The organism is Kitasatospora sp. NPDC088861 (genome assembly GCF_044750105.1).
Lineage (GTDB): Bacteria > Actinomycetota > Actinomycetes > Streptomycetales > Streptomycetaceae > Kitasatospora.
This window is the reverse complement of sequence record NZ_JBIVJF010000036.1, coordinates 13,027-36,162: the sequence shown is the minus strand read 5'-3', so window position 1 is coordinate 36,162 and position 23,136 is coordinate 13,027. Positions and strand designations below refer to the sequence as shown.

Sequence of the window (23,136 nt, the reverse complement as noted above, 5' to 3'; positions counted from 1 at the left end):
GTCAGTAGACGAGTGCCTGGACGTTGTCCGCCATGATCTCGCTGACGAAGACCTGCGCGCCCGCGATCCGGACGCCCTCGACGGTGTCCTGCTGCACGATCCCCCGGCGGGCCGCACACTGGGTGCACAGCGTCACCGAGCCGCTCGCGAGGATCGCCTCCAGCAGGTCCGGAAGCGGTGCCGCGTGCGGCAGTTCGAACTCCGCCGCCCGCCCCGGCAGGGCGAACCAGGAGGACTCCCCGGTCAGCCAGAGCGAGACCTCGATCCCGCTGGCGACGGCCACCGCCGCGACGGTGAACGCCTGCGAACACCGCTCCGGCGCATCGGCCCCGGCGGTGACCTTGATGACGAGTTTCTTCGACATGGCGCCACCTTAGAGGGCTCGCGGCCCCCGCTCGCCGTCATCCCGGGATCCCTTGGGGAAACCTTGGACGGCGGAGGAGAATCGGCGCGAACGATGACGTGGTGGGGCTCACCGCGACCGGTCGATGACCGGCGGATAGAGTGAGCGGCAGCAAAATCCACCACACTGTCGCCGCCTGGGAGCCACCCGTGTCCGGTCTGGAAATCTTCTTCGACGGTCTGCTGGCCCTCATGGCCGTGCTGATCACCTGGTTCGCCATCTTCTCGGTGATGAAGCTCTACCAGGGCCAGCGCTGATCCTGCCGTACGGTTGAGGCAGCCCACACCGACGACGACAGCGACCAGGAACATGATCGAGATCCCCTCCGACCTCCACAAGGACGTCGTCCCGCTCGCCTTCCTCCTCGGCACCTGGGAGGGCGCGGGCGTCTATGCCCCGTTGCCAGATGAAGAGGGCCCTGGCGCCGAGAAGTGCAACTTCGGCCAGGAGATCGTGATCCGGCACGACGGCCGGCCCTTCCTGGAGTTCCGCTCCCGCACCTGGGTGCTGGACAACGAGGGCGAGAAGGTCCGCCCGCTGGAGAACGAGCACGCGTTCTGGCGCATCACCAGCAACCACGACGGCACCAGCGGCGTCCGCGGGATCGAGATCTCGTCCGTCCGCGACGACGGCACCGTGGAGATCTGGTACGGCGAGCTGGCCGACGGCAAGCCGCAGATCGACGTCTCCACGGACGCGGTCGCCCGGATCGAGGGCTCGCCGGAGTACTCGGGCGGCAAGCGGCTGTACGGCTTCGTCAACGAGGAGCTGCTCTGGGTCGGCGAGAAGGCTGCCCCGAACGTGCCGCTGCGCCCGTACATGTCGGCCCAGCTGAAGAAGGTGCTCAGCCCGGCCCAGCTGATCAAGGACATCAACGACCTGCCGGACGACGGCATCGCGTTCTTCAAGTGAGCCCGGCGCTCCGCTGAGCGGTACGGCTTTCGCGTGAGGTAGGGACCGGCCGCCGGCCGGTCCCTACACTTGCCTCAGGACCCCCGACCTTGGCAGGGACAGCACCGTGGCGGACACCGGCACCACCGACTGGCAGCTCTCCGGCGACTGGAAGGCCGACCTGCGCGAACGCGGCTACCGGCTGACCCCGCAGCGGCAGCTCGTACTCGAAGCCGTCGACCGCCTCGACCACGCCACCCCCGACGAGATCCTCTGCCACGTCCGGCAGACCGCCAGCGGCGTCAACATCTCCACCGTCTACCGGACCCTGGAGCTGCTGGAGGAACTCGGCCTGGTCTCGCACGCCCACCTCGGCCACGGCGCCCCGACCTACCACCTGGCCGGCCGCCACCACCACCTGCACCTGGTCTGCCGGGACTGCGACAAGGTCTCCGAGACCGGCACCGAGATCGCCGAGCCGCTGATCCGCAGCCTGCGCGAACAGCACGGCTTCGACACCGACCTCAAGCACTTCGCCATCTTCGGCCGCTGCGCCGACTGCACCGCCAAGCTCGCGGACGGCCGGTCGTAAGCTGGCCGGTATGAAGAGCCCGCTGCTGAGCCTGCCCGGAGCCGTCCCCGCCGAAGGCGCCGACGAGGGCGTCGCCGCCCACTACGGCGACATCTTCCGCGAGCAACGCAACCTCGCGCGGGGCACGGGCTTCGTGGACCTCTCGCACCGCGGCGTGCTCACCGTCACCGGCCAGGACCGCCTGGCCTGGCTGCACCTGCTGCTCACCCAGCACGTCAGCGCGCTGGCGCCGCAGGAGGCCACCGAGGCGCTGGTGCTCTCCCCGAACGGGCACGTCGAGCACGCGCTCTACCTGGTCGACGACGGCACCACCACCTGGGCGCACGTCGAGCCGGGCACCCAGGAGGCGCTGCTGGGCTACCTGGAGAGCATGAAGTTCTTCTACCGGGTGGAGGTCGCCGACGCGACCGCCGAGTACGCCGTGGTGCACCTGCCGGCGGGCTCCACCGCCTCCGTCGAGGGCGCCGCGGCGGTGCGCGAACTCCCGTACGGGCGCGACCTGTTCGTGCCGCGCGCCGAGCTGGCGAAGCTGACCGCCGGGTACGGCCCGGCGGCGGGGGTCTGGGCGTACGAGGCGCTGCGGATCGAGGGCCACCGGCCGCGGCTGGGCTTCGAGACCGACCACCGGACCATCCCGCACGAGGTGGACTGGCTGCGCACCGCCGTCCACCTGCAGAAGGGCTGCTACCGCGGACAGGAGACCGTCGCCCGGGTGCACAACCTGGGCCGGCCGCCGCGCCGCCTGGTCTTCCTGCACCTGGACGGCACCGAGGAGACGCTGCCCCCGCACGGGACGCAGGTGCGGCTGGCCGCGGAGCCGGACGGGCGCCCGCTCGGCTTCGTCACCTCCTCGGCCCGCCACCACGAGCTGGGGCCGATCGCGCTGGCGATCGTCAAGCGGAACGTCCCGGTGGACGCGGTGCTGCTGGCCGGGACGGTGCCGGGCACCCAGGACGTGATCGTCCCGCAGTAGCCCGTGCGCCCGGCTGCGGTCAGACCTCCACGAGGACGGTGAACGGGCCGTCGTTCACCAGCGCCACCTGCATGTCGGCGCCGAACCGGCCCGTCTCCACCTTGGCGCCGAGCGCGCGCAGTCGGGCGACCACCTCGTCCACCAGGGGCTCGGCGACCGGGCCGGGGGCGGCGGCGTTCCAGGTCGGGCGGCGGCCCTTGCGGGCGTCGCCGTAGAGGGTGAACTGGCTGATCACCAGCAGCGGGGCCCCGAGGTCGGAGCAGGACTGCTCGACGCCCTCGTCGTCGGCGGGCAGCAGCCGCAGCGTCCACAGCTTGCGGGCCAGCTGGGCGGCCTTGGCCGGGGTGTCCTCGTGGGTGACGCCGACCAGGACGCAGAGTCCGGGCCCCTCGATCGCGCCGACGGTCTCTCCGGCCACGGTCACCCTGGCCTCGGTCACTCGCTGCACCACTGCTCGCATGCCGCCATTGTGCCGGAGGCCCGGGGCGTGCCCGACGGGCACCCGGCGCCGTGCCCGACGGGCACCCGGGGCGTGAGGGAGGGGCGCGTGTACAGGTGGTGCACGCTGGGTGGTGCGCGCCTGCGCGGGGTCGGGCGCCGCTCTTCCTGCGGAAAGGTCCGGTCATATCAGCCACCCCCGTTCGCCAGGGGGCCGTTCGGGTGCACGGGCGGTGCGCCCGCGCCGGGCGGGGTGGCACGCTGGTGGACCGTACGGAGGGCCCGGCGCGCCATATGGTCCGCCGCACCGGGCCGGGCTCGGCCGGGCGGTCGAGCCCGTAGGTCAGGCGTTCTGGCGGCATCGCCCCGGTGGGTGGTTCCGGCCGGGAACCGGAACCTTCGGGGGCGGCCGGGCGTGCCAACGGACGGGACGCGTGAGCCCGTCGGGGGACGGGCCGGACCGGCGGCAGGGACGCAGTGCCGCGAGCGGGCGGGATCGGACGACGGCAGGTGGGTTGGTTGATGGACGCGAGCAGCGCGGCGTGGGACCGGTCCGGGCACGTGGCGGAGGTCGCCGGGGGCGCCGGGGCCCTGGGCACGGCGATAGAGCCCGATCTGGAGCGGCTGGGCCTGGACCAGCTGCGGATCCTGCGCCGGGAGACCCTGGAGCAGGAGGCCGACCTCTCCTACCTGCGGCGGCTGCTGCACGGGCGGATGGACATCCTGCGCGCCGAACTCGACCGCCGGCCCGGCGGTCCGGTCCGGGCGGCCGGGCCGGCCGGGGCGGGCGGCGCCGACGGGCCCCCCGGCGACCTGCTGGACCGCCTCCCGGCCATCCTGACCGACGCGCCCTCCACCGTGCGGCGCTCGGCCCGGCACGTCACGCTCGGGCCGCCGCGCGGCCACGAGTCCCAGCTGGAGGCGGCCGAACTGATGGGGGACGTCCAGCTCGCCGACCTGGCCGCGCACCCGGCGGAGGAGCTGCTGGCCGCGCTGGAGCGGCTGCGCGCGCACGAGCGCGAGGTGTCCGGGCGGCGGCAGCGGCTGCTGCGGACGGCCGACGGTTGCAGCGCGGAGATCACCCGCAGGTACCGTGATGGGGAAGCACGGGTCGAGGACCTGCTCGCAGGGGGGCCGCTCTGACCGGGTGAGGTACCACGGGCGGGCGGGGCCCGGCTCGCCCCCCGGTCCACCCTCACCCCCGGAAGGCTCCCGCCATGTCCCAGTCCGCCACCCCGCCCGTCGTCCTCGCCGAGGTCATACGCTCGGGCTTCACCGAGGGCCGCCACCACGGCTCCCTGGTGCTGCTCGCCGCCGACGGCTCGGTGGAGTTCGCGCTCGGCGACCCCGACGCGCCGGTCTTCCCCCGGTCGACCGCCAAGCCGTTCCAGGCGGTGGCCACGCTGCGGGCCGGGCTGGCGATCGAGGGCGAGCTGCTGGCGCTGGCCGCCTCCAGCCACTCCGCGGAATCGTTTCACCTCGACGGTGTCCGGACCATCCTGAGCTCCGCGGGGCTCGACGAGTCCGCCCTGCGCACCCCTGCCGACCTCCCGCTCGACGAGACCGAGGCGGAACTGCTGCTCGGCTCCGGCGGCCGCCGCGCCCCCGTCCTGATGGACTGCTCCGGCAAGCACGCCGGCTGGCTGGCCGCCTGCGTCGCCAACGGCTGGGACACCGCGAGCTACCTCGACCCCGGGCACCCGATCCAGCGGCTGGCCCGCGAGGCCCTGGAGGAGGGCACCGGCGAGACCGCCACGCACGCCGGGGTGGACGGCTGCGGCGCGCCGCTGCTGGCCGTCACGCTGACCGGCCTGGCACGCGGCTACCGCGGCCTGGTGCTGGCCGCCGAGGGCACGGCGCCCCGCCGGGTGGCCGACGCGATGCGCGCCCACCCCGAGTACGTGGCCGGCACCCGCCGGGCCGACACCTGGCTGATGCGGGCCGTCCCCGGCGCGCTGTCCAAGATGGGCGCCGAGGCCGTCCAGGTGGTGGCGCTGCCGGACGGGCGGGCGCTCGCCTTCAAGATCGACGACGGCGGCGAGCGGGCCCGCGGCCCGGTGCTGGCGGCCGCGCTGCGCCGGCTCGGGGTGACCGGCGCGGACGAGACCGTCGAGCGGATCGGGGCGGCCCCGCTGCTGGGCGGCGGTGCCCCGGTCGGGCAGGTGCGGGCGGCCTTCTAGCGGCCTCCGCGGCCTCCCTCGGCCGCCCCGGGGTGCGCCGGCGGCCTCCCCGGGGCCTGCCAGGGGCCTGCCGGCGGCCTTCCAGGGGATGCGGGGAGGCCGGAGGCAGCCGTCGGCGTGCGGGCGGAGCGGCGGCGGTGCACGGTGGACCGGGGGCCGTCGCACAGCTGAGGGAGTCCGCCATGACTGACCACGTGTACCGGGTGACCGAGATCGTCGGATCCTCGACCGAGAGCGTCGACGCCGCGATCCGCAACGGGGTGGAGCGGGCCTCCCGGACGCTGCGCAACCTCGACTGGTTCGAGGTGACGCAGGTCCGGGGCCACCTGGAGGACGGCGGGGTGAAGCACTACCAGGTCGGGCTGAAGCTCGGCTTCCGGCTGGAGGACTGAGCCCGCTTCCGCGGCCCGCCCAGGCCCGTCCGCAGCCCCGCCGCGCCGGCCCCGCGCCCGGTCAGCGTTCGGGCAGCACCAGCGGCACCCCGGTGCGCGGGTGCGCCAGCACCTCGACCGGGTGGCCGTACACCTCGCTGAGCAGCGGGGCGCGCAGCACCTCGGCGACCGGCCCGTCCGCGACCGTCGCCCCGGCGTTCAGCAGTACCACCCGGTCCGCGTAGGCCGCCGCCAGGGACAGGTCGTGCAGCACCACGACCACGCCGTCCCCGGCGGCGGCGCGCTCCCTGGCGACCCGCAGCACCAGCTCCTGGTGGCGCAGGTCCAGGGCGGCGGTCGGCTCGTCCAGGAGCAGCAGCGACGCGCGCTGGGCCAGCACCCGGGCCAGTGCCACCCGGGCCCGCTCGCCGCCGGACAGCGCGGTGAACGGGCGCCCGGCGAAGGCGGCGGACTCGGTGGCGGCCATCGCCTCGGCGACCACGGCCTCGTCCTCGGCGGCGGACGCCGTGCCGGTCCAGGGGGCGCGGCCCATCCGGACCACCTCGTCGGCGGGGAACGGGAAGGACAGCGCGGCGGACTGCGGCAGCAGCGCGCGGTGCAGGGCGAGCTCGGCGGCGCCGTAGCCGGCCAGCGGGCGGCCGCGCAGCCGGACCTCGCCGCCGTCCGGCCGGACGTCGCCGGCCAGGACGGACAGCAGGGTGGACTTGCCGGCGCCGTTCGGCCCGAGCAGCGCGACCACCTCTCCGGCGGCGACCCGCACCGACGCGCCGTCCAGCAGGGCGCGCCCGCCGATGGTCAGCCGGACGGTCTCGGCGGTCAGCAACTCGGTTCCGGGCAGGGGCCGTTCGGGCACCTGCCGGGGGGTTCGCAATCTCATGCCCAGCCTCCCTGCCGGCTCCTGGTCCGGCGCAGCAGCCAGAAGAAGAACGGACTGCCGATCAGTGCGGTGAGCACCCCGAGCGGCAGCTCGGCCGGCTCGGCGACGGTGCGGGCGGCGAGGTCGGCGGCCACCAGGACCAGCGCGCCGCCGAGCGCCGAGGCGGGCAGCAGGAAGCGGTGGCCGGGCCCGGCCAGCATCCGCAGCAGGTGCGGGACGACCAGCCCGACGAAGCCGATGATGCCGCTGACCGCGACGGCCGCGGCGGTGAGCAGCGCGACGACGGTGATCAGCACCAGCCGCATCCGCTCGACGTCCACCCCGAGGTGGCGGGCCGGGCGTTCGCCGAGGGCCAGCAGGTCCAGCTTGCGGGCGTACAGCGGGGCGACGGCCAGGCCGACGGCGGCGAACGGCAGGACGGCGAGCACCTTGCCCCAGGTGGCCTGGGAGAGCGAGCCGAGTTGCCAGAAGGTGACCTGGCTGATCGCGGCGGAGTCGGCGGTGAACAGGAAGATCCCGATCAGCGCGCCGCAGAAGGCGTTCACGGCGACCCCGGTGAGGATCAGCGTGACCACCTCGGTGCGGCCGCCGGAGCGGGCCATCAGGTACACCGCGAAGACGGTCAGCAGGCCGCTGGCGAAGGCGAAGGCGGTGATCGTCCAGCTGCCGAGGGCGTCCAGGCCGAGCACGATGCAGGCCACCGCGCCGACCGCGCCGCCCGAGGAGACGCCGATCACGGCGGGCTCGGCCAGCGGGTTGCCGAACACGCCCTGCATCAGCGCCCCGGCGCAGCCGAGCGAGCCGCCGACGAGCAGGGCGAGCACCACCCGGGGGAGCCGGACGTTCCACAGCACCGACTCGGGCACCCGGTCCAGGGCGTGCCCGCCGAGGCCGAGCCGGTGGGCGGCGGAGGCCAGGATGTCGCCGAGCGGGATGCGGTAGGCGCCGATGCCGGCGGCGAGCAGGGCGCAGAGCACCAGGGCGGCGGCGAGCCCGGCGGTGATCAGGGTGGTCCTGCTGACGGCGGGCGCGGTCTTCGCCCGTACGGCGGTGGTCACTTGGCGTCCGCCGGGTAGAGCTGGGCGGCGATCTCGCGGAGCACCTGGGGGGTGCGCGGGCCGTAGCTGAGCAGTTGGCCGTCCTCGATCGAGACGATCCGGCGGTCGAGGCCGGCCGGGGTCTGGGCGACGCCGGGCAGCTTGAGCAGGCCGTCGACGCCGCCGACCGAGTCCAGGCCCTTGCTCATCACGAGGATGGCGTCGGGCGCGGCCTTGACCAGGGCCTCGCTGGTGAGCGGGGTGAAGTCGCCGGTGAGGCCGGCGGCGGTGCCGGCGTCCTGGCCGCCGACCGCCTCGATCAGCGAGCCGGCGCCGGAGGCGGGCCCGCCGAGCAGGTAGACGGAGGCGCTGCCGCGCAGGTAGAGGAAGGCGACCTTGGGGTGGCGGGCGGCGGCCGGGGCGGCGGCCCTGGCCTCGTCGATCCGCTGTTCGGTGCGTTCCTTCAATTGCCGTCCGGCGTCCGGTACTCCGAGGGCGGCGGCGACGGTGTCGATGCGCGGGCCGACGTCGGCGAGCCGCTTGGCGTCGTCCAGGACGAGCAGCGGGACGCCGGCCGCGCGGATCTGCGCGATGGCCTCGGCCGGGCCGGTGGAACGGTCGGCGAGGACGACGGTGGGGTGCAGCGACAGCACGCCCTCGGCGGACACGTCGTGGGCCTGGGTGATCACCGGCAGGGCGGCGGCCTGCTGGAAGGTGGTGGAGACGTCCCGGGCGACCACCTTGGGGCCGAGGCCGAGGCTGAACACCAGCTCGGAGAGGCTGCCGTTGAGCGGGATGATCCGCTCGGCGCTGGTGACGGTGACCTGGCGGCCGTCGACGGAGGCGGTGGTGGCCGGGAGCTGCGGGACGGGTTCGACGGGCAGCGGTTCGACCGCGTCGGGGGCCCGGGAGGAGCTCGCCGCGGCCGCTCCGCCGGCGGTGCCGGACGGGCCGCAGGCGGTGAGGGCGAGCAGCAGGCCGAGGGCGAGCAGCAGGAGGGCGGGCCCGCGGGCCGCCCCGGTTCGGATCGTACTGCTGCTCAACGCGCTTCCCTTCACTGGGAGTTGTCGCCGCTCTGGTCCTGGTGGAGGGGTTGCGGCGGGACTCTTGACTCATATATTAGGTTAGCCTTACCTGAGTTCCGCAAGGGGGTCGGCGCCACGCCCGACCCCTCCCTTGCCGCGTCCTTCACCGCCACTGACCGCACCCCGCCGAGGAGTGATCCGCCGTGCCCCTGTCCAGCCGGCTCCGCCGTCTGGCCGCCACCCTGGTGGCCGCCCTCGCCGCCCTGCTGGCGGTGGGCCTGTCGCCTGGCCCGGCGCACGCGGCGGAGGGCAAGGTCGCCGGCGGACGGCTGGACTGGGGCATCAAGCAGTCCTTCCTGACATACATCACCGGGCCCATCGCCAAGGGGAGTTGGACGCTCAACGGCGGCGCGGCCACGGTCGGCGGCAGCACCTTCCGGTTCCACTCCGCGACCGGCGGCTACGACCCGGCGACCGGTGCGCTGACCGCCGCCTTCTCCGGCGGGGTCCGGTTCACCGGGCACCAGGAGAACGGCGCCAACGCGCTCGACCTGAGCCTCGGCCGGCTCACCGTCCGGGCCGTCCAGGGCGGCGCGGCCGGGCTGTACGCCGACGTCAGCAGCAAGTCCAAGGACACCGGGCAGGTCAGCAGCGCGAGCCAGGCCAAACTGGCCGAGCTCTCACTGGCCGGCGTCGACCTGCGCGGCGCGGCCGGCACCCTGACGCTCAGCAACGTGCCGGGCACCCTCACCGACGCCGGGGCCAAGGCCTTCGGCAACTTCTACCCCGCCGGGACGGCCCTGGACCCGCTCACCCTCTCGGTCAACCTGCCCGCCGCGCAGCCGACTTCGTCGACCCCGTCGCCGACCGCCGCGGCCACCCCCTCGGCGGCCGCCGTGCCGACGCCGTCGGCGACCGCCGAGACCCCGACCGCCCCGCCCGTCGCCCAGGCCCCCGCCCGGACCGAGTTCGCGAACGGCGCCCTCGACTGGGGCGTGCGCCGCACCTTCCGCGACTACGTCACCGGCGCGATCGCCCAGGGCCGCTGGGAACTCGGCGCCGGCGCGGCGGACGGCGGCGCCTACTTCCGCTGGACCCCGGCCAAGGGCGGCTACGACCCCGCCAACGGCGACCTCACCGCCGCCTTCACCGGCACCGTGCGCTTCACCGGCCTGCGCAGCGGCGACACCTACGGCCTGGACCTCACCCTCGCCAACCCGGGCGTCACCGTGGCCGGAGGCCAGGGCCGACTGGTCGCGGACGTCTCCGGCCGGACCCCGGACGGCGCCACCCAGCAGCTCACCGGCGTCGAGCTGGCCGCCTTCGACCCGGCCGGCCTCAAGCCCGAGGGCGGCCTGCTGAAGGCCGTCGAGGTGCCGCTGAAGCTCACCGAGGGCGGCGCCAAGGCCTTCGGCGGCCTCTACCCGGCCGGCACCGAGATGGACCCGCTGAGCTTCGCCGTCGCGCTCGACCCGGCCGCCGCGCTGCCCCCGCTGCCCGACCTCGGCAGCGCCCCGGCCACCGCGCCGAGCGCCACCGCGACCCCCGCCACCGGCCCCTCCGCCGCGCCCGTCGCCGCCGCCTCCTCCCCGGGCGGCTTCCCGGTGGCGGCCGTGGCCGGCGGCGCCGTGCTGGTGGCCGCGCTCGCCGTGACCGGCGGCCTGCTCGTCCGGCGCCGCCGCGCGGCCGCCGCGTCGGGCGCGGGCGCCGACGGCGGCCCCGGTGCCGCGCCGGGCCCCGGCGACGCGGCCTGACACCCCGGAGCGTCCCCCCGCTCCCTCCCCCCGCCCCATCCGAACGGAGTACCCACCATGTCCCGCAACCGCACCCGGCTGGCCGCCCTCGCGGCCGCCACCGCCGGCCTCGGCCTGACCGCCCTCGGCGCCCCCGCACTGGCCTTCGGCGCGGGTGGTCCCGGCAGCGTCACGTACGACACCGGCTCGCTGGACTGGGGCGTGAAGGCCAGCTTCCGCAGCTACGTCAGCGGCCCGGCCTCCCAGGGCGGCGCCATCGAACTGACCGGCGGCGCCACCACCAACGCCGACGGCACCTTCCACTTCGGCCTGGCGAACGCCACGTACGACCTCGCCACCCACGCGCTGAGCTCCTCCTTCACCGGCGGGGTCCGCTTCACCGCCCACCACGGCGCGCTGGACGTCGCCCTCAGCGACCTCAAGGTCACCACCGCCGGGACGACCGGCACGCTCACCGCCGACACCGCCTCCAAGGAGTCGATGGGCGCCACCGAGGTCACCCGACGGGACGACGTGCCGCTGGTGACGTTCACCGTCGGGCGGGACACCACCACCGGGGTGCCGACGGCGGCGAAGCTGACCGAGCAGGGCGCCAAGGCCTTCGCGGGCTTCTACGCGGCCGGGGCGGACATGGACCCGCTGTCGCTGCTGCTGAAGCAGAGCCCGGCGACGCCGTCGCCGACCGCCACGGCGACCGCCACCGCTTCGCCGACGGCCCCGACCCCGACGTCGACGCCGTCCGCCACGGGCACGCCGACCGCCTCGCCGTCCGCCACCGGCACGCCGACGGCCACGCCCTCCGCCACGCCGTCGGCCACCTCGACGCCGTCCGCGACGCAGTCGCCGAGTGCCACCGCCTCGCCGTCCACGAGCGCCACCCCGTCCGCGACCGGGACCCCGGCGCCCACCGGCGCCCCCGGTCGGCTGCCCGTGCTGAACGGGACCCTCGACTGGACGGTCAAGGAGAGCTTCCGCGCGTACCTGGCCACCCCGATGGCGAGCGGCAAGGTCGAGTTCGGCGGCGGCGCGGCCGACTACCGCTTCGGCGGCGCCACCGGCGGCTACAACACCGCCGACCACTCGCTGACCGCCGCCTTCGACGGCTCGGTCCGCTTCCTCGGCCACCCCGGCAAGGACGGCTGGGCGCTCGACACCACGCTCTCCAAGCTGGGCCTGACGATCGACCAGGGCGGCGCCTTCCTGACCGCCGACGTGAACGGCAAGTCCCCCGACGGCAAGGCGACGTCGCTGAGCGGCGCGCGGATCGCCAAGCTGGACGTGCCCGCCTCCGCCCTGAAGCCGGTCAACGGCGTGGTGACGCTCTCCGGCGTCCCGGCCACGCTCACCGCCGAGGGTGTCCCGGTGTTCTCCAACTACCCGGCGGGCACGGCCCTGGACCCGGTCAGCGCCACCCTGGCGTTCGACAAGGACGCCAAGCTGCCGGCCACCCCGCCGACCGCCGGGTCCGGTGCCGGTGCCGGTGGCGCCAACCAGCCTGCCGGAGGCCAGGGTTCGGGCACCGGCACGGTCGGCGGCGCCTCGCTGACCACCGGCGGCGGCCTGACCGGTGCGGGCAGCGCGGGCGGTGCGGGCGGCGTGCTGGCCGCCACCGGTTCGGAGACCCCGGTGGTCCCGCTGCTGGCCACCGCGGCCGGTCTGCTGCTGGTCGGCGGCAGCGCCACCGTGCTGGTGCGCAACCGGCGCGGCGCGCGCTCCTGACGCACCCCCGGGACGCGCGGCGGCCCCGGCGAGCAACCGCTCGCCGGGGCCGATCCGTTGGCGCACCCGGGCGGGTGCGCCTCAGGAGAAACGTTCAGGCGCTCAGGGGGTAGCGCGCGTCCAGGTCCCGGAAGACCGCGCCGTTGAGCACGAAGGCCCGCTTGCACTCCTCGACCACCCGGCGCCGCTCCACCTCGTCCATCGCCAGCCCGGCGGCGTCCAGCCGGGCCCGGTACTCGCGCTTGAAGGCGGCCGGATTGTCGACCTCCTCGAAGACGTAGAACCGCACGCCGTCGCCCTTGCGCTCGAAGCCCCAGGTCTTCTCGGCGATGCCGCGGATGATCTGACCGCCGGACAGGTCGCCCAGGTAGCGGGTGTAGTGGTGCGCGATGTACCCGGCCGGCCACGTCTCGGCCAGCTCCTCCACCCGCGCGACGTACGCGGCGGTGGCGGGCAGCGGCGCCAGGCCGTCCCGCCAGTCCGGCCCGCGCAGGTGCGCCAGGTCGCGCTCGATGGCAGCGGTGCGCAGCAGCGCCCGGTCGATGAAGGGCCCGGCGAGCGGGTGCTCGGCCAGGTGTCCGGCGCGGTTCTCCAGGGCCCGGTAGACGTACCAGAGCTGGCCGGTGAGGTCGGCGTAGGCCTCGACCCCGAGCCGTCCGCCCAGCAGGTGGCTCATGAACGAGGACTGCTCCGCAGCCTCGTGCTCCTCGCTGCTGGCGGTGCGGAGCGCGGTGGAGAACGGGACGGGCTCGGGCGTGGGCATGCGGCCTCCAGGATCGGATTCGGCCCCGACTGTTTTGGTTAGCCTAACCTAACAAGCCGTCTTGCCGACAGGCTGTCGGCAAGACGGCCGCGCCCGGCCCCGGACACGGCGAAGGCCGGGGCCCGCGGACGAATCCGCGAACCCCGGCCTCCGGCTGCCCCGACCTACCTCGAACTGCTCAGAACTATCTGATCGAACGAGATCGGAACGACGGCTCAGTGACCGCCCTGCTCCGCCAGACGCTTGATCGAAGCGGTGACCTCGGCCTCGGCCTCGGCGCGGCCGACCCAGTTGGCGCCCTCGACGGACTTGCCGGGCTCCAGGTCCTTGTAGACCTCGAAGAAGTGCTGGATCTCCAGGCGGTCGAACTCCGACACGTGGTGGATGTCCCGCAGGTGCTCCCAGCGCGGGTCGGTGGCCGGAACGCACAGCAGCTTGTCGTCGCCGCCGGCCTCGTCGGTCATCTGGAACATGCCGATGGCACGGCACTTGATGAGGCAACCCGGGAAGGTCGGCTCGTCCAGGATCACCAGCGCGTCCAGCGGGTCGCCGTCCTCGCCGAGCGTGCCCTCCACGTAGCCGTAGTCGGCCGGGTAGCGGGTCGAGGTGAAGAGCATCCGGTCGAGCCGCAGCCGGCCGCTCTCGTGGTCGACCTCGTACTTGTTACGAGAGCCCTTCGGGATTTCGATAAGGACGTCGAATTCCAACGGTTCCTCCAAGGTAGGGACTGACAGAATCCAAGTGTCTCCTACGGGAGTGAGTGCTCAGGAAAGGGGCCGGTCGGTGGGAACAGGGGTCGGGGCGGCGCGCCGCCGCAGGGGGACGGCCGCGGGACTGTTCGGAGCGGCCCTGCTGGTCGCCGGAACGGTCCTGACCTCGGGCGGAGCGTACGCGCAGCCCTCCCCGGGCCCCGGCGGCCACAGCACCGAGCACGGCGAGGGCGACGGCCGCGACGGCGGGAAGGGCGGCCGGGGGAGGGGCGACGGCAAGCCCAGGCCGGGCGACACCCCGGCCACCCGCCCGGGCGAACAGCTCACCGCCCCCGGCACCACCGGCGGCTCCACGCCCACCGGCACCGGCTCCACGGGCCCCACCGGCTCGGCCCCCGCCCCGGGCGGCGGCGCCCGCCCGGCCCCCGCCCCCGGCGCCGTCCTGGCCACCGTCGAGGCCGGCGGCCCCGCCGCCGCACCCACCGCCCAGGGCCTCCAGCAGGCGCTCGCCGCCGCCGTCGCCGACAAGAGCCTCGGCACCGTCACCTTCGCCGTCGCGGACGCCGCCGACGGCCAACTCCTGTACGGCTCCGGCGAGAACACCCCGGCCACCCCCGCCTCCACCACCAAGCTGGCCACCGCGATCGCGGCCCTGTCGCTGATCCCCGGCGACACCCGGCTGACCACCCGGGTGGTCCGGGGCGCGGACCCCGGCACGATCACCCTGGTCGGCGGCGGCGACCCGACGCTCACCGCACTGCCCGCCGACCAGGTCCAGATCGGCGGCCGGGCGGCCGACGCCGACACCGCCCCCGCCTCGCTCGACGCCCTGGCCCGGCAGACCGCCGCCGCCCTCAAGGCCGCCGGCACCACCACCGTCAAGCTCGACTACGACCTGTCGATGTACGCGGGCAACCCGCAGCACAAGAACCACGACGGGCAGAACATCGCCCTGGTCGTCCCGTTGATGGTCGACGAGGCCAAGGTGGACCCCAAGAGCCGTGACGATGCGCCGGCCCGGGTCGCCGACCCGGCCGGGAAGGCCGCCGAGATCTTCGCCGCTCTGCTCAAGGCCCAGGGCGTCACCGTCGACGGCACGGCCAGGCCCGCCGCCGCCCCGGCCGCTTCCGCCGCCCCCGTCCTCGGCCGGGTGGACTCGCCGACCGTCGCCCGGCTGGTCGAGCGCATGCTCACCACCTCCGACAACCAGATCGGCGAGGCGATGGCCCGTCAGGCGGCCCTCGCCGCGGGCCAACCGGCCAGCTTCGAGGGCGCCGCCACCGCCGTCACCCGGGAACTCGCCAAGCTCGGCGTGCCGATGGCGGGCGTGTCCCTGAACGACGGCAGCGGACTGCACCCGGGCAACGCCGTCCCGCCGGCCGTCCTCGTCCGACTCCTCGCCCTGGCCGCCTCCGACCAGCACCCGACCCTGCGCCCGGTCCTCACCGGCCTGCCCATCGCCGGCTTCACCGGCACCCTCGGCAAGCGCTACGGCACCGGCTCGGGCGCCGCCGACGCGGCCGGCCTGATCCGTGCCAAGACCGGGACCCTCAGCGGCGTCAACACCCTCGCCGGCACCGTCGTCGACGCCGACGGCCGCCTCCTCGCCTTCGCCGTCATGACCCGCACCACCGCCCCCGCCGACACCGCGCGCGCCGCCATGGACCGCATCGCCGCCCGCCTCGCCGCCTGCGGCTGCCACTGACCCGCCCCCGCCCGCCCGCGGCCCCCGCCCCGCCGGGGGCGGGGTGAGGGTGTTCGTGGCGGGTGGCTGCCGCTGGTGGGTGGGAGCACGTACGGTGAGGGCATGACGAGCGCGAGTGGCGGTGCTGGCATGGTCGACTGGAATCTCGCGGTCGCAACCGCGACCAGGTTGGTGCGGCCGGGGCCGGAGGTGAGTCGGGCGGAGGCGGCGGCCGTGGTCGCCGAACTGCGCCGGCACGCGCTGGAGGCCGAGGAGCACGTCCGGGCGTTCACGGGGATGCGGTCGAGCAGTCTGACGGCGGCCACCGCGACGCCGGTGCTGGTGGTGGACCGCCCGGGCTGGGTGCGGGCGAACGTGGCCGGCTTCCGCACGGTGGTCCAGCCGCTGGTGGAGAAGCTCCAGGCGCGCCGGGCGAGCAGCCCGACGGCCGGGGTGTTCGGCGCGGTGGGGGAGAAGGCCACCGGGATCGAGGTGGGCGCGCTGCTGGCGTTCCTGTCCGGGAAGGTGCTCGGCCAGTACGAGACCTTCGCCCCGGCGGAGCCTTCGCTGGAGGCCCCGGACAGCCCGGCGGCGCTGTTCGACAAGCCCCGGCTGGGGCCGGAGGGCCCGGGGCCGGGCCGGCTGCTGCTGGTGGCGCCGAACATCGTGCACGTCGAGCGGGAGCTGGACGTCGACCCGTCCGACTTTCGGCTCTGGGTCTGCCTGCACGAGGAGACGCACCGGACGCAGTTCACCGCGGTGCCGTGGCTGCGCGACCACATCCAGTCCGAGGTGCAGTCCTTCCTGGCGGAGACCGACGTGGACCCCGGCGCCCTGCTGGAGCGGCTGCGGGACGCGGCGGGTTCGCTCGGCGGCGGGCTGCCGGGTGCCGGGGGCCGGGACGGCATGCCGTCGGCGGGGCTGATGGAGGTCGTCCAGTCGCCGGCGCAGCGCGAGATCCTGGGCCGGCTGACGGCGGTGATGTCGCTGCTGGAGGGCCACGCGGACGTGGTGATGGACGGGGTCGGCCCGGCGGTGGTGCCGACCGTGGCGGAGATCCGGGAGAAGTTCCAGCAGCGCCGGGACCGCGGGGCGAACCGGCTCGACCTGCTGTTGCGCCGGCTGCTCGGGATGGACGCGAAGCTGCGCCAGTACCAGGACGGTGCGGTGTTCGTGCGCGGGGTGGTGGAGCAGGTCGGCATGGAGGGCTTCAACCGGGTCTGGACCTCCCCGAACACGCTGCCGACCAAGGAGGAGATCCACGATCCGGCCGCCTGGGTCGCCCGCGTCGCCCGCTGAGGCGGGCACGGACGGGGCTCGGACGGGGCTCGGACGGGGCTCGGACCCCAAGCGCCGGGCGGTGGTCGGTGGTGGTCAAACCCGCTCGTACGAGTGGTCCAATCGGGCAGACGGAGGGTGAAGATACGTTTCTCCATTCACCCGAACGTGGGACGGTGGTCGTACCGGTGGCGCGGGTGGCGTAGCGGGGTGCTCCTTTCTGCCACCATCTGTGAGCGCCCGGTAACAGGGCGCTCATGAAGCTGCGCGGCCCCGCCGCGCGAGCCGCCGTCCTGTCCCCTCCGTCGAGGAGTCGTCCGCCGTGGGTCCACACCCCGCAGTCGCAGCGATACGCCTGGCCGTCCGCCGCACGCTCACCGACCTCGCCGCCGAGGCCGGTACCACCTTCACCGCGCCCGTGCGTGAGCCCCGCCAGCGTCCGGCCGGGGCGCCCCTGGTGGGCGCCGCCGTCGGCACCACCCTGATCGGCAACGCCGCCCGGCACCCGTCCGGACTGCCCCGGACCCCGGCCGCCCCCGGCTCGCCGCTGGTGCTGGTCGCCGTCAGCGGCGGCGCCGACTCGATGGCGTTGGCCATCGCCGCCGCCTTCGAAGCCCCCAAGATCGGCCTGCGGGTCGGCGCCGTCACCGTGGACCACGGCCTGCAGCCCGGCTCCGCCGACCGGGCCGCCCAGGTGGCCGAACGGCTGCGCTCGCTCGGCCTGGACCCGGTCGAGGCGATCCCGGTGCGCGTCGGCCGGTCCGGCGGCCCTGAGGCCGCCGCCCGGGACGCCCGCTACGCGGCCCTGGACGCGGCCGCCGAGCGGCTCGGCGCGCTCGCGGTGCTGCTCGGCCACACCCGGGACGACCAGGCCGAGACGGTGCTGCTGGGCCTGGCGCGCGGTTCGGGCTCCCGCTCGCTGGCCGGGATGCCGGCGCAGAAGGGCCGCTACCGCCGCCCGCTGCTGGAGCTGGACCGGGCGGCCACCCGGCAGGCCTGCTCCGCCCAGGCGATCCCGGTCTGGGACGACCCGCACAACTGTGATCCCGCCTACACCCGCTCCCGGGTCCGGCACGAGGTGCTGCCGGTGCTGGAGAAGCACCTGGGCGGCGGGGTGGTCGAGGCGCTGGCCCGCACCGCCCGGCTGTTCCGCGACGACGCGGACGCCCTCGACCAGTGGGCCTCCCTGGCCGAACGCGACCTCCGGACGGGTGAGGGCGCCCTGGACGCGGTGAAACTCGCCGAGCTCCCGCCCGCGGTCCGCCGCCGGGTGCTGCGCCGGGCCGCGCTGCGGGCGGGCTGCCCGGCCGGGGACCTGTTCGCGCGGCACCTGGAGACGATCGACCTGCTGGTCACCGGATGGCGCGGCCAGGGGCCGCTGCACCTACCCGGGGGCGTCGAGGCCACCCGCAGGTGTGGCACGCTGGTCTTTCGGCGGCAGGGCGACTGACGGGCGGGCATGTCCCGGGGTAGTCGGCCGCCGGCCACACAGACCCCGAACGTTTGAGGACGTATCCCCGGTGGACCAGAACGACATGGGCGCTGACCTCGCGAAGGTGCTCATCAGCAAGGACGAGATCGACGCCAAGCTCCTGGAGCTGGCCGAGCGCATCGACCGGGACTACGCAGGCAAGGATCTGCTGATCGTCGGCGTCCTCAAGGGGGCTGTGATGGTCATGGCCGACCTCGCCCGGGCCCTGCACTCGCAGGTCACCATGGACTGGATGGCGGTGTCCTCCTACGGCATGGGCACCAAGTCCTCCGGCGTGGTCCGCATCCTGAAGGACCTGGACACCGACATCGCCGGCCGGGACGTCCTGATCGTCGAGGACATCATCGACTCCGGTCTGACCCTGTCCTGGCTGCTGGGCAACCTGAGCTCGCGCGGCCCGGCCTCGCTGGAGGTCTGTGCCCTGCTGCGCAAGCCGGACGCGGCCAAGGTCGAGATCGACGTGAAGTACGTCGGTTTCGACATTCCGAACGAGTTCGTGGTCGGCTACGGCCTGGACTACGCGGAGAAGCTGCGTAACCTGCCCTTCATCGGGACGCTCGCCCCGCACGTCTACGGGGGCTGAGGGCTCCGTTCGGGCTACGGGTGGGAACAGGAGCCGGTTCCCGCCCGTTGGACCGGGGGGACCAAGAACGACGGCCGTGTCGCTGCGCTCCCGCCATGGGCGGGTGCGACTGCGGTACGGTCCATTAAAACCGCTCTTCACATGAGCACCGACCAGGATGCGCCGGCGGCACCCAGCCCGCGGCGCCGCTGAGTGGCAGGAGGGACGGGGCGGCAACGCCCCGCATGGATGGACGTCAAGCGATACTTCCGTGCGCCGATCATGTGGATCGTGCTGGCCGTCCTCGCCGTCATCGTTTTGATGCAGGTCGTTTCGGATTCGAACGGCTACAAGACGGTGGACACCGGTCAGGTCGTCGCGGCGATCGACGCGAAGCAGGTCAAGTCGGCGCAGATCACCACTGGTGACTCGAACACGATCAAGATCCAGCTGAAGGACGGCGCCACGCTGTCCAACGCCGGTACCGGCAAGACGCCGTCCGGCAGCAAGTTCCAGGCCTCGTACATCGGCGACCAGGGTGTTGCGATCGCCGACAAGCTCCAGGCCCAGATCAACGACAACGACCAGAGCACGCTCGCCGAGGGCTACACCATCAGCCCCGAGAAGCAGAGCACCTTCGTCAGCCTGCTGCTGTCGATGCTCCCGATCGTCATCATCGTCCTGGTCTTCCTGTTCCTGATGAATCAGATGCAGGGCGGCGGCTCCCGGGTCATGCAGTTCGGCAAGTCCAAGGCCAAGCTGCTCACCAAGGACACCCCGAAGACGACCTTCGCGGACGTCGCGGGCGCCGACGAGGCGGTCGAGGAGCTCCACGAGATCAAGGAGTTCCTCCAGGAGCCGGCCAAGTTCCAGGCCGTCGGCGCCAAGATCCCCAAGGGTGTGCTGCTCTACGGCCCGCCCGGTACCGGCAAGACCCTGCTGGCGCGTGCCGTCGCGGGCGAGGCCGGGGTGCCGTTCTACTCGATCTCCGGCTCGGACTTCGTCGAGATGTTCGTGGGTGTCGGCGCCAGCCGCGTCCGCGACCTCTTCGAGCAGGCCAAGGCGAACGCCCCGGCGATCGTCTTCGTCGACGAGATCGACGCCGTCGGCCGGCACCGCGGTGCGGGTCTGGGCGGCGGTCACGACGAGCGCGAGCAGACCCTCAACCAGCTGCTGGTCGAGATGGACGGCTTCGACGTCAAGGGTGGCGTGATCCTGATCGCGGCCACCAACCGCCCCGACATCCTGGACCCGGCGCTGCTGCGCCCGGGCCGCTTCGACCGCCAGATCGCGGTCGAGCGCCCCGACCTCCAGGGCCGGCTGGACATCCTCAAGGTGCACCAGAAGGGCAAGCCGATCGCGCCCGACGTCGACCTCTCGGCCGTCGCCAAGCGCACCCCCGGCTTCACCGGCGCGGACCTGTCGAACGTCCTCAACGAGGCCGCTCTGCTGACGGCCCGTTCGGACAAGAAGCTGATCGACAACGGCATCCTGGACGAGGCGATCGACCGCGTCGTGGCCGGTCCGCAGAAGCGCACTCGGATCATGTCCGAGAGGGAGAAGAAGATCACCGCGTACCACGAGGGCGGCCACGCCCTGGTGGCGGCGGCGTGCCCCAACAGCGACCCGGTGCACAAGATCACGATCCTCTCGCGCGGCCGGGCCCTCGGCTACACCATGGTGCTGCCGGACGAGGACAAGTACTCCACCACCCGCAACGAGATGCTCGACCAGCTGGCCTACATGCTGGGCGGGCGCGCGGCGGAGGAGCTGGTCTTCCACGACCCGACCACCGGCGCGTCGAACGACATCGAGAAGGCCACCGCCACCGCCCGGGCCATGGTGACCCAGTACGGCATGACCGAGCGGCTCGGTGCCATCAAGTTCGGCTCGGACAACGCGGAGCCGTTCCTGGGCCGTGAGATGGGCCACCAGCGCGACTACTCGGAAGAGGTCGCCGGGCTGGTGGACGAAGAGGTCAAGAAGCTCATCGAGAACGCGCACAACGAGGCCTGGGAGATCCTGGTCGAGAACCGCGACGTGCTCGACAACCTGGTTCTGGAGCTCCTGGAGAAGGAGACCCTGAACAAGGAGCAGATCGCGGAGATCTTCGCCACGATCGTGAAGCGCCCGGCCCGGCCGGCCTGGACGGGCTCGTCCCGTCGCACGCCGTCCACCCGGCCTCCGGTGCAGTCCCCGAAGGAGCTGGCGCTCACCAACGGCGCCGCCGCGATCGACACCGCCCCGGTGGACATCGTGAAGCTCCCGCCGCTGCCGACGTCGGAGCCGCCCGCCGAGGGCTGATCCCGCGCACCGTACGGAATGGATGCCGCGTCACCGGGGTTTGTACCCTGGAGACGCGGCATCCGTGCTGTTCAGCAAAGTCGTCCCAAGTAAGCGAGGCCCGCATGATCGACCCGGTGACGCTCGACGGTCCACCCACCGTCGGGACCTTCGACCAGAAGCGGGCCGAGAACGCCATCCGCGAGCTGTTGCTCGCCGTGGGTGAGGACCCGGACCGCGAGGGGCTGCTGGAGACCCCGGCCCGGGTCGCGCGCGCCTACAAGGAGATATTCGCGGGCCTCTGGCAGGAGCCCGAGGACGTCCTCACCACCACCTTCGACCTCGGGCACGACGAGATGGTGCTCGTGAAGGACATCGAGCTGACGTCCGTCTGCGAGCACCACCTGGTGCCGTTCCGCGGTGTGGCGCACGTCGGGTACATCCCGTCCGCCAGCGGCAAGATCACCGGCCTGTCCAAGCTGGCCCGGTTGGTCGACGTCTACGCCCGCCGCCCCCAGGTGCAGGAGCGGCTGACCAGCCAGGTGGCCGACGCGCTGATGCGGATCCTGGAGCCGCGCGGGGCGATCGTCGTGGTCGAGTGCGAGCACATGTGCATGTCGATGCGCGGCATCCGCAAGCCCGGCGCCAAGACCATCACCTCGTGCGTCCGCGGCCAGCTGCGCGACCCGGCCACCCGGGCCGAGGCGATGAGCCTCATCATCGGCCGATAGCGGAACGGCCGGCCGGTCCCCTCGGACCGGCCGGCCGTCACCCGGCTGCGTCACCTGCCCGCGTCAGCCGAGCCGCTCGCCGATCCACTCCAGCGAGGACGGCAGCTCACGGGTCCAGCTGTCGAAGTTGTGGCCGCCGTCGTCCAGGTAGAGCGAGTCGACCTTGAACTGCGGGTTGGCCGCGGCGACCTGCTGGGCGTGGTCGACGAACTGGAGGGTCTGCGCGAAGTCGCCCTCCTTGCGGGAGGAGACCACCAGCAGCGAGAGGGCGGGGGCCGGGAGGTTCGTCAGCCGCCAGTCGAGGTCGCTCTGCTGGGCCAGGGCGGCGTCGCCGGCGAACAGGTCACCGCCGGTGAACTGGTCCGCCTTGACCTTGTACTCGCCGTGCAGGCCCACCCCGATGCCGTAGACGTTCGGGAAGCGCATCGCCAGCCGCAGCGCGCAGCTGCCCCCGGTCGAGTAGCCGAAGACGGACCAGGAGGCGGCCGAGCGGCCAGTCCGGTAGCTGGTCCGGAGCGCGTCCGGCAGGTCCTTGGTGAACCAGGTCTCGGCGCGCGGGCCGCCGGGGACGTCCACGCACTCGGTGTCGCGCGGCGGGGCGACGGTCGGGCGGGCCATGACCACGACGGTCGGCGGCATCTTGCCGGACTTCCGCAGCTCGGCCGCGGTGCGCAGGAGCGGCAGCTCCTTGATCAGGTTGAGCGAGGTGCCGGGGAAGCCGGAGATGGCGACCAGGACGGGGAAGCGGACCAGGGCGAACTTCGGGTCGAAGTACTCGGGCGGCAGGTAGACGAACAGCTGGTCGGACAGTCCGGTCTCCTTGCCGGTGACCCGGACCGATTCGACCTTGCCGACCTCCTCGGGCGGGCCCTTGGGCAGGTCGGCGACGGTCTCCAGACCGCCCTCGTCGGTCGGCTGGAGCTGCGTGTCCGAGGCCGGGGCGTCGCCCTTGTGGTTCTCGTTGCTGGTCAGCGCGAGTTTGGCGCTGCCGGGGCTGAGCAGGTCGTCCCACGAGGTGTAGAACCCGAAGGAGTTGTTCACCGCCAGCGCCAGCACGGCCACGACCGCGACTTGAGTGACGGTCAGCAGGCCGATCCGGCCCAGGACGGGCAGCGGGCGCTGGCGCGCCAGTCGCGGCCAGAGCCACAGGGTGGTGACGAGAGCCGCAGCGCCGAGTGCGAGCAGCGAGTTCACCAGCGCTTCGCTGGTCAGTTCCATGCCGTCGGCCTTCCGGTGGGACACTGTCGGTGCACGCCTCATCGTCTGGCGGTCCGTCAGCTCCGGCCACCGCGGCTAGGCTGTCCGGATGCCCGGGCGAGCTGGGAGGGCGGGGGGAGCCGCAGGCAACCGGC

The 23,136-nt window shown here is 73.8% G+C and carries 22 protein-coding genes; 14 read left to right on the top strand and 8 right to left on the bottom strand.

Translation table 11 applies throughout. The annotated features are described in order from the left end of the window. Nucleotide 1: 1 nt before the first annotated feature. A complete protein-coding gene (locus ACIP37_RS34230) occupies nt 2-364 on the bottom strand; it encodes a DsrE family protein (protein ID WP_063348267.1) in 363 nt (120 codons plus the stop codon). 348 nt (nt 365-712) lie between these two features. Here ACIP37_RS34230 and ACIP37_RS34225 point away from each other — a divergent pair, with 348 nt between their 5' ends. The 3 genes from ACIP37_RS34225 (at nt 713) to ACIP37_RS34215 (ending at nt 2,859) form a co-directional block, all read left to right on the top strand. After that, nucleotides 713-1,315 (top strand): FABP family protein, encoded by a 603-nt coding sequence (locus ACIP37_RS34225; protein WP_063348266.1) that lies wholly within the window; start codon nt 713-715, stop codon nt 1,313-1,315. 106 nt (nt 1,316-1,421) lie between these two features. Then, a complete protein-coding gene (locus tag ACIP37_RS34220) occupies nt 1,422-1,886 on the top strand; it encodes a transcriptional repressor (protein WP_363586561.1) in 465 nt (154 codons plus the stop codon). Between the two features lie 10 nt (nt 1,887-1,896). Continuing rightward, nucleotides 1,897-2,859: a glycine cleavage T C-terminal barrel domain-containing protein gene (locus ACIP37_RS34215; protein ID WP_363586562.1), complete on the top strand. Its 963-nt coding sequence runs from the start codon at nt 1,897-1,899 to the stop codon at nt 2,857-2,859. A 19-nt stretch (nt 2,860-2,878) separates the two neighbouring features. On the opposite strand, the gene dtd is transcribed toward ACIP37_RS34215, so the two are convergent. Beyond that, entirely contained in the window at nt 2,879-3,319 is a 441-nt protein-coding gene (gene dtd / locus ACIP37_RS34210) for a D-aminoacyl-tRNA deacylase (RefSeq protein WP_363586563.1), read from the bottom strand. 500 nt (nt 3,320-3,819) lie between these two features. On the opposite strand from dtd, the gene ACIP37_RS34205 reads away from it, so the two are divergent. From ACIP37_RS34205 to ACIP37_RS34195, 3 genes are all read left to right on the top strand, one after another. Beyond that, on the top strand, nt 3,820-4,440 hold the full coding sequence (locus ACIP37_RS34205) for an ABC transporter substrate-binding protein (protein WP_363632086.1): 621 nt from the start codon (nt 3,820-3,822) through the stop codon (nt 4,438-4,440). A gap of 74 nt (nt 4,441-4,514) precedes the next feature. Continuing rightward, the gene (locus ACIP37_RS34200; protein WP_363586565.1) at nt 4,515-5,477 is read left to right on the top strand and encodes an asparaginase; all 963 of its coding nucleotides are present in this window, start codon (nt 4,515-4,517) and stop codon (nt 5,475-5,477) included. Nucleotides 5,478-5,659: 182 nt separating this feature from the next. Beyond that, on the top strand, nt 5,660-5,869 hold the full coding sequence (locus tag ACIP37_RS34195) for a dodecin (RefSeq protein ID WP_063348261.1): 210 nt from the start codon (nt 5,660-5,662) through the stop codon (nt 5,867-5,869). A gap of 61 nt (nt 5,870-5,930) precedes the next feature. On the opposite strand, the gene ACIP37_RS34190 is transcribed toward ACIP37_RS34195, so the two are convergent. The 3 genes from ACIP37_RS34190 to ACIP37_RS34180 are packed head-to-tail and all read right to left on the bottom strand — an operon-like array spanning nt 5,931 to nt 8,826. Further along, the gene (locus ACIP37_RS34190; RefSeq protein WP_363586566.1) at nt 5,931-6,746 is read right to left on the bottom strand and encodes a heme ABC transporter ATP-binding protein; all 816 of its coding nucleotides are present in this window, start codon (nt 6,744-6,746) and stop codon (nt 5,931-5,933) included. Beyond that, nucleotides 6,743-7,804: an iron ABC transporter permease gene (locus ACIP37_RS34185; RefSeq protein WP_363586567.1), complete on the bottom strand. Its 1,062-nt coding sequence runs from the start codon at nt 7,802-7,804 to the stop codon at nt 6,743-6,745. The genes ACIP37_RS34190 and ACIP37_RS34185 overlap by 4 nt, the downstream gene beginning before the upstream one ends. After that, complete coding sequence (locus ACIP37_RS34180) at nt 7,801-8,826, bottom strand: hemin ABC transporter substrate-binding protein (RefSeq protein WP_400808916.1); 1,026 nt, start codon at nt 8,824-8,826, stop codon at nt 7,801-7,803. Before ACIP37_RS34180 ends, ACIP37_RS34185 begins: the two co-directional genes overlap by 4 nt. Before the next feature lie 185 nt (nt 8,827-9,011). Here ACIP37_RS34180 and ACIP37_RS34175 point away from each other — a divergent pair, with 185 nt between their 5' ends. After that, nucleotides 9,012-10,562 carry an HtaA domain-containing protein gene (locus ACIP37_RS34175; protein WP_363632088.1) on the top strand — a complete coding sequence of 517 codons (1,551 nt, stop codon included), beginning with the start codon at nt 9,012-9,014 and terminating at the stop codon, nt 10,560-10,562. A gap of 57 nt (nt 10,563-10,619) precedes the next feature. Beyond that, on the top strand, nt 10,620-12,281 hold the full coding sequence (locus tag ACIP37_RS34170; RefSeq protein ID WP_363625020.1) for an HtaA domain-containing protein: 1,662 nt from the start codon (nt 10,620-10,622) through the stop codon (nt 12,279-12,281). A 94-nt stretch (nt 12,282-12,375) separates the two neighbouring features. On the opposite strand, the gene ACIP37_RS34165 is transcribed toward ACIP37_RS34170, so the two are convergent. Continuing rightward, nucleotides 12,376-13,044, bottom strand: coding sequence for a biliverdin-producing heme oxygenase (locus ACIP37_RS34165; RefSeq protein ID WP_363586572.1), 669 nt, complete (start codon nt 13,042-13,044; stop codon nt 12,376-12,378). 215 nt (nt 13,045-13,259) lie between these two features. After that, nucleotides 13,260-13,751 (bottom strand): inorganic diphosphatase, encoded by a 492-nt coding sequence (locus tag ACIP37_RS34160; RefSeq protein ID WP_063348256.1) that lies wholly within the window; start codon nt 13,749-13,751, stop codon nt 13,260-13,262. Nucleotides 13,752-13,827: 76 nt separating this feature from the next. Between ACIP37_RS34160 and dacB the strand changes: the two genes are divergently transcribed. The 6 genes from dacB (at nt 13,828) to folE (ending at nt 21,784) form a co-directional block, all read left to right on the top strand. After that, a complete protein-coding gene (gene dacB, locus ACIP37_RS34155) occupies nt 13,828-15,459 on the top strand; it encodes a D-alanyl-D-alanine carboxypeptidase/D-alanyl-D-alanine-endopeptidase (protein ID WP_363632091.1) in 1,632 nt (543 codons plus the stop codon). Nucleotides 15,460-15,561: 102 nt separating this feature from the next. Further along, nucleotides 15,562-16,737, top strand: coding sequence for a zinc-dependent metalloprotease (locus tag ACIP37_RS34150; RefSeq protein WP_363586574.1), 1,176 nt, complete (start codon nt 15,562-15,564; stop codon nt 16,735-16,737). Between the two features lie 301 nt (nt 16,738-17,038). Further along, nucleotides 17,039-18,166, top strand: coding sequence for a tRNA lysidine(34) synthetase TilS (tilS, locus tag ACIP37_RS34145; RefSeq protein WP_363586575.1), 1,128 nt, complete (start codon nt 17,039-17,041; stop codon nt 18,164-18,166). A gap of 70 nt (nt 18,167-18,236) precedes the next feature. Further along, entirely contained in the window at nt 18,237-18,791 is a 555-nt protein-coding gene (gene hpt / locus ACIP37_RS34140) for a hypoxanthine phosphoribosyltransferase (RefSeq protein WP_063348252.1), read from the top strand. Between the two features lie 228 nt (nt 18,792-19,019). After that, nucleotides 19,020-21,074: an ATP-dependent zinc metalloprotease FtsH gene (ftsH, locus tag ACIP37_RS34135; protein WP_363586576.1), complete on the top strand. Its 2,055-nt coding sequence runs from the start codon at nt 19,020-19,022 to the stop codon at nt 21,072-21,074. Between the two features lie 104 nt (nt 21,075-21,178). Beyond that, a complete protein-coding gene (folE, locus tag ACIP37_RS34130) occupies nt 21,179-21,784 on the top strand; it encodes a GTP cyclohydrolase I FolE (RefSeq protein ID WP_063348250.1) in 606 nt (201 codons plus the stop codon). Nucleotides 21,785-21,847: 63 nt separating this feature from the next. Here folE and ACIP37_RS34125 read toward each other — a convergent pair whose 3' ends face one another. After that, nucleotides 21,848-23,002 carry an alpha/beta hydrolase-fold protein gene (locus ACIP37_RS34125; RefSeq protein WP_363632092.1) on the bottom strand — a complete coding sequence of 385 codons (1,155 nt, stop codon included), beginning with the start codon at nt 23,000-23,002 and terminating at the stop codon, nt 21,848-21,850. Between the last annotated feature and the right edge of the window lie 134 nt (nt 23,003-23,136).